This window comes from Salinivibrio sp. AR647 (genome assembly GCF_001995415.1).
Taxonomy (GTDB): domain Bacteria; phylum Pseudomonadota; class Gammaproteobacteria; order Enterobacterales; family Vibrionaceae; genus Salinivibrio; species Salinivibrio costicola.
Window position 1 is genome coordinate 545,284 of sequence record NZ_MUFE01000001.1, and the last position, 10,348, is coordinate 555,631.

At 49.9% G+C, this 10,348-nt stretch carries 12 protein-coding genes; 7 read left to right on the forward strand and 5 right to left on the reverse strand.

Translation table 11 applies throughout. The features are described 5' to 3' along the window. Positions 1-109 precede the first annotated feature (109 nt). Positions 110-1,987 carry a methyl-accepting chemotaxis protein gene (locus tag BZG76_RS02470; RefSeq protein WP_077460024.1) on the forward strand — a complete coding sequence of 626 codons (1,878 nt, stop codon included), beginning with the start codon at positions 110-112 and terminating at the stop codon, positions 1,985-1,987. 56 nt (positions 1,988-2,043) lie between these two features. Here BZG76_RS02470 and epmA read toward each other — a convergent pair whose 3' ends face one another. After that, on the reverse strand, positions 2,044-3,021 hold the full coding sequence (epmA, locus tag BZG76_RS02475; RefSeq protein ID WP_077460042.1) for an elongation factor P--(R)-beta-lysine ligase: 978 nt from the start codon (positions 3,019-3,021) through the stop codon (positions 2,044-2,046). 314 nt (positions 3,022-3,335) lie between these two features. Between epmA and frdA the strand changes: the two genes are divergently transcribed. From frdA to frdD, 4 genes are read left to right on the forward strand one after another with little or no spacing between them, the layout of a single operon-like run. Next, the gene (gene frdA / locus BZG76_RS02480; protein WP_077460043.1) at positions 3,336-5,141 is read left to right on the forward strand and encodes a fumarate reductase (quinol) flavoprotein subunit; all 1,806 of its coding nucleotides are present in this window, start codon (positions 3,336-3,338) and stop codon (positions 5,139-5,141) included. Then, on the forward strand, positions 5,138-5,893 hold the full coding sequence (locus BZG76_RS02485) for a succinate dehydrogenase/fumarate reductase iron-sulfur subunit (RefSeq protein ID WP_077460025.1): 756 nt from the start codon (positions 5,138-5,140) through the stop codon (positions 5,891-5,893). The genes frdA and BZG76_RS02485 overlap by 4 nt, the downstream gene beginning before the upstream one ends. Continuing rightward, positions 5,890-6,273, forward strand: coding sequence for a fumarate reductase subunit FrdC (frdC, locus tag BZG76_RS02490; RefSeq protein ID WP_077460026.1), 384 nt, complete (start codon positions 5,890-5,892; stop codon positions 6,271-6,273). The genes BZG76_RS02485 and frdC overlap by 4 nt, the downstream gene beginning before the upstream one ends. A gap of 8 nt (positions 6,274-6,281) precedes the next feature. Continuing rightward, the gene (gene frdD / locus BZG76_RS02495) at positions 6,282-6,644 is read left to right on the forward strand and encodes a fumarate reductase subunit FrdD (RefSeq protein WP_077460027.1); all 363 of its coding nucleotides are present in this window, start codon (positions 6,282-6,284) and stop codon (positions 6,642-6,644) included. Between the two features lie 67 nt (positions 6,645-6,711). On the opposite strand, the gene efp is transcribed toward frdD, so the two are convergent. Continuing rightward, a complete protein-coding gene (gene efp / locus BZG76_RS02500; RefSeq protein WP_021023462.1) occupies positions 6,712-7,278 on the reverse strand; it encodes an elongation factor P in 567 nt (188 codons plus the stop codon). Positions 7,279-7,311: 33 nt separating this feature from the next. Between efp and epmB the strand changes: the two genes are divergently transcribed. Next, on the forward strand, positions 7,312-8,334 hold the full coding sequence (gene epmB / locus BZG76_RS02505) for an EF-P beta-lysylation protein EpmB (RefSeq protein ID WP_077460028.1): 1,023 nt from the start codon (positions 7,312-7,314) through the stop codon (positions 8,332-8,334). 88 nt (positions 8,335-8,422) lie between these two features. Continuing rightward, on the forward strand, positions 8,423-8,911 hold the full coding sequence (locus BZG76_RS02510) for a GNAT family N-acetyltransferase (RefSeq protein WP_077460029.1): 489 nt from the start codon (positions 8,423-8,425) through the stop codon (positions 8,909-8,911). On the opposite strand, the gene BZG76_RS02515 is transcribed toward BZG76_RS02510, so the two are convergent. From BZG76_RS02515 to BZG76_RS15455, 3 genes are all read right to left on the reverse strand, one after another. Then, complete coding sequence (locus BZG76_RS02515; RefSeq protein WP_021023460.1) at positions 8,908-9,549, reverse strand: flavin reductase family protein; 642 nt, start codon at positions 9,547-9,549, stop codon at positions 8,908-8,910. The two genes, BZG76_RS02510 and BZG76_RS02515, sit on opposite strands and share 4 nt — an antisense overlap. A gap of 8 nt (positions 9,550-9,557) precedes the next feature. After that, the gene (locus BZG76_RS02520) at positions 9,558-9,938 is read right to left on the reverse strand and encodes a thiol-disulfide oxidoreductase DCC family protein (RefSeq protein WP_077460030.1); all 381 of its coding nucleotides are present in this window, start codon (positions 9,936-9,938) and stop codon (positions 9,558-9,560) included. A 213-nt stretch (positions 9,939-10,151) separates the two neighbouring features. Then, on the reverse strand, positions 10,152-10,348 hold a 197-nt coding region (locus BZG76_RS15455), incomplete at its 5' end, for a hypothetical protein (RefSeq protein ID WP_206744403.1).

Here is a 10,348-nt window from a genome sequence, read left to right on the forward strand (position 1 = left end):
ACGATTCCTTATCCTCACTTATCAACGCGATTTGCCTCATTGATCTAACTTTGCTGTAAGCCTTGCGTATACACTCAAAGATATTTTTTAATGAGATGGAAATGTGTCTATGCCCAAGCCGACAATTAAGCTGAAAATCATTGTGGCTATTGCCTTTATCGTCGCGCTGGTCAGTGCGGTGCTTGCCAGCATTTCTGTGCGTCAGCTCCAAACTGAAACCACCACCAGCATTACCAAACAAATGCATGATGTCGGTGATGCCACCACCCAGTTCATTGATAGCTGGTTAAGTACGCGTGCCGATATGCTTCTGGCCAATGAGACACTGATTGCAAATAACGCCAATGTCGATCGTGAACTGCTAGTGACGAAGCGTGCGGGGCACTTTTTATCCGTTTATGCTGGATTTAGCGATGGACGCATTGCTTATGGTGATAAAAGTGAAGACTGGCCAGCGGATTACGATCCGCGCACACGGCCCTGGTACCAGAGTGCGAGTGGAGTCAATGAACTTATTATTACTGAGCCCTATCAGGATTTTGACGGTAGCCTAGTGGTCAGTTTAGCCAAGGCCTTTAATGGCCAATACCAAGGTGTGATCGCCGCCGATGTCACCGTGACTGATATCGTCGAGCAGGTGCTCAATTTGAAGCTCAGTAATGGCTTTGCCTTTTTGGTCGACGGTGAAAATCGCATCGTCGCGTATCGTGATACGGACTTAAGTCGCCAACCGCTCACCGATCTGGATGACGAGCTGACTCGCAACTTTATGGCCAATGCCAGTGCGCAACGCCAACTCACCACCTTTGAGCTCAACGGCAAAGAAAAACTGCTTGCTGCAATAACCGTCCCCAACACCGATTGGACGCTGGGTATTGTCGAAGATAAAGCGCAAGCTTACGCCTCCGTATCAGAGCAAATTACTTTTGTGCTGATCGCCTCAGTCATTCTTTTTGTCGTGATCGCCTTTATCGCCGGGGCTCTGATTAAACAATTACTCAAGCCGTTGGGTGAATTAACCGCAGCGGTGCGGACGCTCTCTGCCGGTGAAGGTGATCTGACCCAAAGGATCAACATAGCCCGTCGCGATGAAATTGGTGAATTGGCCGAGTACGTTAACGCCTTCCTTGCACAACTTCAGCAAATGGTTGGTAAAGCGGTCAATCAAAGCATGACATTGTCGCAAAGCGCCGAGGAATGCCGAACCCATGCGTTACAATCGAGTCAATTAGTCGACAAGCAGCAAAACGATGTCGACCAAATTGCTACCGCGATCCATGAGATGTCAACCACCGCCAACGAAGTGGCCAGCCATGCCGAGGATACCGCCACATCGGCGCAACAAGCGGAGCAATCATGCCAAGAAGGGTTAAGTGTGGTGGGTGACAACCGCGACGCCATCACCCAATTGGCTCAGCAAGTCGAGCGCGCCACCAATGTGATCCGTGAACTGGATGAGAACGCGCAGAGCATTAACCAAATTATTGCGACCATACAAGGGGTGGCGGAACAAACCAACCTGTTGGCATTGAATGCGGCGATAGAAGCGGCACGCGCGGGTGAACAAGGGCGCGGCTTTGCGGTAGTCGCCGATGAAGTACGGGTATTAAGCCAACGGACACACGACTCTACCGAAGAAATTCGCAATATGATTGAGACCCTACAGCACACGACGCAACGGGCCGTGGATGATATGACGCAAAGTAATGAGATGGCGACATCAAGCGTTGATCGTGCTGAAGCTGCGAGTGAGCGTCTCAACCAAATCACCACCGCGATTGGGCGGATTTCAGAAATGGCGATTCAAATTGCCAGCGCGGCAGAAGAGCAGCGCGCGGTCACCGACGATATTAATCGCAATACCCAAGCGGTAAAAGATCTCTCCTACGAGATCCATCAACAAGCGAGCGCCACAGGCGACCAAGGTGACAGCATGGCGCAGGCGGCTCAAGACATGCATCAAGACTTATCTAAATTTAAAGTCTAAACCGGTGTCTGCCCTAAACGCCGCCTTCGAGCGGCGTTTTTATCGGTGCGGCCTTGTTAAGCGCGCGAAACAGGAAACGCGGTCACCGCATCAATATGGTCACACCCCAAAGCCAGCATGACTAAGCGGTCAACACCCAGCGCCACGCCCGCACAATCGGGTAAGCCTGCCTCTAATGCGGCGAGCAAGTGCGTATCGATAGGTTGTGGCGCTAATCCTCGTGCAATCCGCGCTTGGTTATCCGCCTCAAACCGCCGACGCTGTTCGCAAGCGTCTTGCAACTCATAAAAACCATTTGCCAGCTCAACTCCTTGGTAATACACCTCAAAGCGATGCGCAACACGTGGATCTGCTTGGCTGATTTTTGCTAACGCTGCTTGTGATTCGGGAAAGTCATAAACAAAAACAGGCGCCTGTAAGCCAATATTGGGCTCCACCATCACCGAGAAAAGCAGTTGCAACAAGGTATCTTTATCTGTCTCATCTTGGGTGATATCGGCCAATCCCTGGGTGGCCGCAAGTGCGCGCAGCTGAGGAATATCCGCGGTTAATGGACACAGCCCGGTAGTAGACTCAAACGCCTCTTGATAGCTCATCCGTGTCGCAGCCTGACACCTTAGTACAGCTTGTAACAACGCGTTCATTTCATCCATCAACTGGTGGTGATCAAAACCAGGGCGATACCATTCGAGCATGGTAAATTCCGGATTGTGGTAACGGCCAGCTTCTTCGTTACGAAACGCTTTACTGATTTGGTAAATCGGCCCGCTCCCCGCGGCCAGTAAGCGCTTCATATGAAACTCAGGGCTGGTCATTAAGTGCAACGACACGCCGTCAGCGAAACCAGGCCCAACCAAAGACGTTTTAAAGCTATGTAGGTGCACATCGGTGACCGCCGCTTGGCTAAGTGCTGGCGTATCCACTTCCCATACGCCACGGTCAGCAAAAAATTGCCGAAGACGTGCCATGATATCGGCTCGCTTTTTCAGTTGCTCTAGCGACGCAGTTGGTGGCCATTGCGTGGTTAAGGTCATAAAAAATTCTCTGTTCGCACCATGGCGCCAGTCTATCGCCAGCAAGCAAAATAACAAGCGCCTTCCTGCTTACTTGTTACGCAATATTGGCGTGTCACATGGCGCATTTCTATTGCAAGTCTTGCGCGCTTTTTCAACGCTATCGCACACTTACCGATTCATCTCACACTTTTATGCAATTTAACACCCATGCCCGCAAAATCGCGGCAATTCCCCGACTGAGTCAATTTTTACGCAGACGAGATTGCCTACTATGACAGCACAACGATAAACAAGCCAAGCACTGGCTTTCCCTATAACACTGGAGGATGAACGTGCGGACTCTCACTACAGATATTGCAGTTATCGGCGCCGGTGGCGCTGGACTGCGCACCGCTATTGCGGCTGCAGAGGCCGATCCCTCTCTTAATATTGCATTGGTGTCTAAGGTCTACCCGATGCGCTCACACACTGTGGCAGCCGAAGGTGGCTCAGCGGCCGTCATCAAGGACGAGGACAGCTTAGACAATCATTTTAATGATACCGTCAGCGGCGGCGATTGGTTATGTGAGCAAGACGTTGTCGACTACTTTGTTAAAAATTGCGCCTATGAAATGGTGCAATTGGAGCAATGGGGGTGCCCTTGGAGCCGTAAAGACGACGGCAGCATTAATGTGCGCCGATTCGGCGGTATGAAAGTGGAGCGGACGTGGTTCGCTGCCGATAAAACCGGCTTTCACATGTTGCATACCTTATTCCAAACCTCGGTCAAATACCCACAAATCCAGCGCCTAGACGAATATTTTGTTGTCGATTTGATTATCGATGAGGGGCAGGTACAGGGGTTGATTGCCTTACACATGGCAGAAGGCGAGCTGGTCTGTATCAAAGCCAAGTCGGTCGTATTGGCAACCGGGGGGGCCGGCCGAGTATATAGCTGTAACACCAATGGTGGCATTGTCACCGGTGATGGCATGGCCATGGCGTATCGTCACGGGATTCCACTACGCGATATGGAATTTGTGCAATATCATCCAACCGGATTGCCGGGGACAGGTATCTTAATGACCGAAGGCTGCCGAGGTGAAGGCGGCATTATTGTCAACAAAGACGGTTATCGTTACTTGCAAGATTACGGTATGGGCCCAGAAACGCCGGTCGGTCAACCGAAGAATAAATACATGGAGCTTGGCCCGCGCGATAAAGTCTCTCAGGCTTTTTGGCACGAGCAACAAAAAGGCAACACCATCAAGCACACACTCGGTGATGTGGTGCATCTCGACTTGCGCCACCTGGGTGAAGACTATATTCAAGAGCGCCTACCCTTTATCTGTGAGCTGGCGAAAGCCTATGTCAATGTTGACCCAGCCAAAGAGCCGATCCCTATCCGCCCAACGGTGCATTACACCATGGGAGGGATCGAAACCGACGCGCAAACGGAAACACGTGTTAAAGGCCTATTTGCAGTCGGTGAGTGCTCTTCTGTTGGCTTACACGGCGCCAATCGTCTTGGTTCAAACTCGCTCGCCGAGCTTGCTGTCTTCGGTCGTTTAGCCGGCGAGGGCGCTGCCAAGCGTGCTAGCAGTTTCACGGATTGGAACCAAGCGGCCATCGACGCTCAAATTCAAGACGTGAAAGCGCACATTGATCAGTTGCTCTCTAATCAAGGAGAAGAAAACTGGGCGGATATTCGTCGCGAGCTCGGTGAAACCATGGAAGCGGGTTGTGGTATTTATCGTCGAGAAGACTTAATGCAGGCCACGATTGATAAAATTGCCGAACTGAAAGCTCGCTACCAAAATATCAGCATTCAAGATAAAGGCAGTGTGTTTAATACCGACCTGCTGTACGCCATTGAAGTAGGCTATGGCCTAGAAGTCGCCGAAGCCATGGCACATTCCGCGATACAGCGTAAAGAGTCACGCGGCGCACACCAACGTCTTGATGAAGGCTGCACCAGCCGTGATGATGAAAACTATCTCAAGCATACTTTGGCGTTCTATCAAGCAGAGCATGGCCCTCGCATCGACTATGGCGATGTCAAAATAACCAAGTCACAACCTCAAGCACGACTGTATGGTGATGCGGCAGAGCAAGCGAATCGTGACAGCGCCGACCAACAAGAGGAGCACGCAAAATGACGCAAGCTACCTATCCGGTCTCAGTGCTCAGGTATGATCCCGCAACGGATGAGGCCCCCTTCACGCAAGACTTCGTGGTCACCGGTGACGAAACCATGTCGGTTCTGGATGCGCTGGGTTATATCAAGGATAACCTGGATAAGTCACTGTCTTATCGCTGGTCTTGTCGCATGGCCATTTGTGGCTCGTGTGGCATGATGGTTGATGGCGTGCCAAAGCTAGCCTGTAAAGCGTTTTTACGTGATTACCCCAAAGGGGTACTGATTGAGCCTTTGGCTAACTTTGCGATCGAAAAAGATCTGGTGGTGGATATGACACCATTTATTGAACGCCTTGAAGCGATCAAACCGTATATTTTAGGTAATGACCGCCGCCCCGAAGACGGGCCTAATACGCAAACGCCTGAACAAATGGCGCGCTACAAGCAGTTCGCAGCCTGTATTAATTGCGGTCTTTGTTACGCGGCGTGTCCGCAATTTGGCCTCAACCCTGACTTTTTAGGTCCCGCCGCCATTACACTTGCGCATCGCTATAACCTGGACAGTCGCGACGGTGGTCAACACGAGCGTATGCCACTGATTAATAGTGATAACGGCGCCTGGGGGTGTACGTTTGTTGGCTATTGCTCACAAGTGTGCCCTAAAGGGGTCGATCCTGCTGGTGCGGTTAACCAAGGAAAAGTGGCCTCCACGCAAGATATGGTGATCGCCATGTTTAATCCCAATAAAGAAGGGAAGGAGGTAACAGGATGAGTAACCGTAAACCTTATGTACGGCCTATGCCTCGTACTTGGTGGCTGCACCACCCGTTTTATCGCTTCTACATGCTACGAGAAGCAACTGTGCTGCCTTTAGTCTTCTTTACTCTCAGCCTAACCGCGGGATTAATTTGCTTGGTACAAGGCCCACAGGCTTGGCAGGGATGGCTTGACTATATGGCCCATCCAGTTGTGGTGTTACTCAATCTGGTCGCGTTAATCGCCAGCTTGTTCCACGCCACGACGTTTTTCAGCATGATGCCACAAGTCATGCCAATTCGAATCAAAGGGAAGCTATTGGATAGTAAATGGGTGATTGGCGCACAATGGGGCGCTGTGGCTGTAGTATCACTGATCGCCTTGGTGCTCATTTAGGAGGTGTTATGATCGATCCCAAACCAAAACGTTCCGATGAGCCAATTTGGTGGAGTTTATTTGGTGCTGGGGGGACTTGGTTCGCCATGTTCACCCCTATTACCGTGCTGATTTTAGGGATCTTAGTGCCGCTTGGTATTATTGATCCCAGCGCACTCAGCTATGACCGTGTCATGATGTTTGCCGAACATTGGCTGGGCAAGTTACTTATCCTCGCCACCTTAGCACTACCCATGTGGCATGCGATGCACCGCATTCACCATGGCCTGCACGACCTTAAGCTGCATATCGGCTTGGCAGGCAAAGTTGTCTGTTATGCGATTGCATTTACGGTCAGTGTCGTCGCCGCGCTTTTAGTATTGATGATCTAGCGTGTGCTAAACGCAATAAAACAAAAAGCCCTGGTGAATCACACTCAGGGCTTTTTATTGTCGGTCATTATTTTACGCGTCCAACATACTCGCCAGAGCGCGTATCGACTTTGAGTACTTCACCGATTTGAATAAATAAAGGCACTCGTACAACCGCACCTGTGGTCAATGTTGCCGGCTTACCGCCTGTGCCTTGGGTATCCCCTTTTAGGCCAGGATCCGTTTCCGTCACTTCTAGTTCAACGAAATTAGGCGGTGTGACCACAATCGGATCGCCATTCCAAAGGGTAAGCGTACAGCTGTTGTTTTCAACCAACCATTTAACATTCTCACCGACGGCACTTTCATTGGCCGCAATTTGTTCAAAGGTTTCGTTGTTCATAAAGTGGAAGAATTCACCGTCGGTATAAAGGTAATCCATATCCACTTCAATCACATCGGCCGCTTCAACTGTATCACCGGATTTAAAAGTCTTTTCCAAGACTTTGCCAGAGATCAGCTTGCGCAGTTTGACCCGGTTAAAGGCTTGGCCTTTACCTGGTTTCACAAATTCATTTTCGGTAATGACACACGGCTCATTATCGAGCATAATTTTCATGCCGCCGCGGAATTCATTGGTGCTGAAAGACGCCATCTTGATCCTCTTAACATCTTCGAGTTTTCACAAATGTCGCACATCATAACCCGAATCCAGCCTGCTGTTGAGCGAAACTGGATCAAAGAACTCGCAGAGGCGATCACAGATCCCAGTGAATTGCTGCAACTGCTTGAAATTTCACCTGAGGAATGGACGTCCGGTTTTGCCGCGCGCCGCTTGTTTTCACAACGCGTTCCTCGCAGTTTTGTTGCCCGAATGGAAAAAGGCAATCCGAACGACCCGCTGCTTAAGCAAGTGTTACCTATCGCGCAGGAGTTTAATGAGGTAGAGGGCTTCAGCGCTGATCCGCTTGAAGAGCAAGATAATGCGATTCCTGGGTTATTGCATAAATACCACAACCGCGTATTACTGATCGTTAAAGGAGGCTGCGCGATAAATTGCCGCTATTGCTTCCGTCGCCATTTTCCTTATCAGGACAACAAGGGCAGCAAACGCGTATGGCAAGGTGCATTGGATTATATCGCTGCACATCATGAAATTGACGAAGTGATCTTATCCGGCGGCGATCCCCTGATGGCCAAAGATGAGGAGCTCGATTGGCTTATCAGCGCCATTGAGCCGATGAATCATGTGAAACGGCTACGCATTCACTCTCGTCTGCCGGTGGTGATCCCAGCGCGTATCACCTCGGCACTTACTGAACGTTTGTCTCGCTCACGCCTGCAAGTGGTGATGGTCACTCACATCAATCATGCCAATGAGATAGATACCGAGTTAAGCGATAAGCTCCACACATTGCGACAAGCGGGAATTACGCTGCTCAATCAAAGCGTGCTGCTAAAAGGGGTGAATGACAGTGCGGATGCGTTGGTGGCACTGAGTCAACGACTATTTGATGCCGGCGTTTTACCTTACTACCTGCATGTATTGGATAAAGTCCAAGGCGCCGCTCACTTTTTAGTCTCAGACGATGAAGCGCGCGCCTTAATGCAGGAGATTATCGAGCAGCTCTCCGGCTATTTAGTCCCTCGACTGACTCGGGAAACCGGTGGCCGAGCAAGTAAAACGCCGCTGGATCTACATTTAGAGTGAATAATCAGTAACCCATTCAATATAAGCTGTTGATTTATTTTTAATTCCATGGCTTATTAGAAAGGCAAGCTCACCATAAGGATGTGTTATGTCTCTGATTATTCGTCAATACCACGCCGACGACATTCCGGCGATACGTGATATCTATGCGCAACCCAAAACCCAAGCGGGCACCTTGCAATTGCCGATGCCGAGCCTTGCCATGTGGGAAAAGCGACTTAATCAGGTACCTGATGGCGTATACCCATTGGTTGCCGAACTAGAGGGAAAAGTGGTCGGTAACCTCGGCTTAGTCATTGCCGCGAATCCTCGCCGTCGCCACGTTGCAGATATTGGCATGGGCGTTCATGATGCCTATCAAGGTCGTGGCATTGGTAGAGCGCTGATGGAAAAGGCCATCGACTTAGCCGAAAACTGGCTGAATGTGACACGGATAGAGCTAACCGTGTACACCGACAATCCAGCGGCTATCCATCTCTATCAAAAATTTGGCTTTGAAATTGAAGGCACCGCCAAACAGTTTGCGTTCCGTAACGGCGAGTTTGTTAATGCCTATTATATGGCTCGTACCCGCTAATCAAGCCACTCTGGCTGGCAGTCAGGTTTAGCATAACTCAGACGGCCAACACGGCTGGAGGTGTGGTAGCAATCTAATCCGCTCAAGGCAACGGTGCCTGCTTGCTCAATGTCGACAAAACCATCCTCACTGACACAACTGTCTGGCACGTGCGCTTCGATTATTTCCCCCACTAACAAGTGAGTACCATTGATCGCCATGGTGTGCTCTTCACGGAGAACAAGACCAAGGCGGATCGCGGCTTCTTGTACAAAAGGCGCACCAAACTTTTCACGCCATAAAGGCGTCAAACCAACCTGATCAAATTCAGAGATATCGTGAGGGTAACGCGCTGACGTTTGATGAGCCGCCACAATCATCTCTTTTTGTACGTGATTAAGTGTATAAAACCCCGTCGCTCTAATGTTTTCCAACGTATCACGCGGCACAGTATCAGGGCGGATTATCACCCCCATTAACGCAGGGTTTGCTCCGAGATGAAACACTGAGCTCACAATACATAAATTGGTTTGTTGGTTTGTATCGCTGGTGCCCAACAAGTTGGCTGATTTAAATCCTGATAAGCTGTTCACAAAAGTCGCACGGTAGCGTTTTTCCATCGCAACGATGGCTTCTTTCTCATACACGCTCAGTGACATAGGTTTCCTTATTTAATCTGACATTGTTGGCAGCGTGCTTGGCCCGTCAAAATCGCCGAGATCCGATAACGGTGCTGGGCAAAGAAAAGATAGGCTTTGTCTGCAAACCACGCAATAACCGGCCAGCGTAACCAACTCACCCAAGCGCCTTTTCCAACCGCATCCCACGCTACATAGGTTGCATCTAAACCATACACCATTTGCCCGTCACTATCTTGTGCATGCAAAATACGATTCGCCGAGCTGGGATCAACGTTGGGAAAATCAATGGAAAAATCCGCTTGGTGGATATCAACCAATCGCAGCGCATCGTCGCCATCCCAACGCGAGAGCTTACGCATTTCTTTCACACACAAAGGACACATGCTGTCATAGAACACAGTTACCATAATGGTACCTCCTAAGGCACTAATACGCGCCGGCGGGGACACTCGATCAAAAAAAGAAAGCCCTGACCGTCAGGCCAGGGCTCTATTGGTTTTTCATCAAAGATTAAAGATACAAAAAAGCCCCGACCGTTAGGTCAGGGCTTTGTATTTCTACTTATCAAAGTCTTACATATCTGCTTTGATGCTTAAATTTTTGCTAACTAAAGCTCAACATTAAGCTCTAATTAGATTATCTTGTTTGATGCGATGAGGATTTTGAATCGAGACGCGCAGTGTATGCCAATACATGAGCATCGCAGATATCAAAAGCATCGAGCTATCAACAAGATAAGCAATGAGAGCCTGGCGATGTCCTACTCTCACATGGGGAGACCCCACACTACCATCGGCGCTGCTTCGTTTCACTACTG

Coding starts and splice junctions, on each gene's coding strand:
- BZG76_RS02470 (WP_077460024.1), top strand. CDS start 110: ATGCCCAAGCCGACAATTAAGCTGAAAATCATTGTGGCTATTGCCTTT.
- epmA (WP_077460042.1), bottom strand. CDS start 3,021: ATGACCTTAACCACGCAATGGCCACCAACTGCGTCGCTAGAGCAACTG.
- BZG76_RS02485 (WP_077460025.1), top strand. CDS start 5,138: ATGACGCAAGCTACCTATCCGGTCTCAGTGCTCAGGTATGATCCCGCA.
- frdC (WP_077460026.1), top strand. CDS start 5,890: ATGAGTAACCGTAAACCTTATGTACGGCCTATGCCTCGTACTTGGTGG.
- frdD (WP_077460027.1), top strand. CDS start 6,282: ATGATCGATCCCAAACCAAAACGTTCCGATGAGCCAATTTGGTGGAGT.
- efp (WP_021023462.1), bottom strand. CDS start 7,278: ATGGCGTCTTTCAGCACCAATGAATTCCGCGGCGGCATGAAAATTATG.
- epmB (WP_077460028.1), top strand. CDS start 7,312: ATGTCGCACATCATAACCCGAATCCAGCCTGCTGTTGAGCGAAACTGG.
- BZG76_RS02510 (WP_077460029.1), top strand. CDS start 8,423: ATGTCTCTGATTATTCGTCAATACCACGCCGACGACATTCCGGCGATA.
- BZG76_RS02515 (WP_021023460.1), bottom strand. CDS start 9,549: ATGTCACTGAGCGTGTATGAGAAAGAAGCCATCGTTGCGATGGAAAAA.
- BZG76_RS02520 (WP_077460030.1), bottom strand. CDS start 9,938: ATGGTAACTGTGTTCTATGACAGCATGTGTCCTTTGTGTGTGAAAGAA.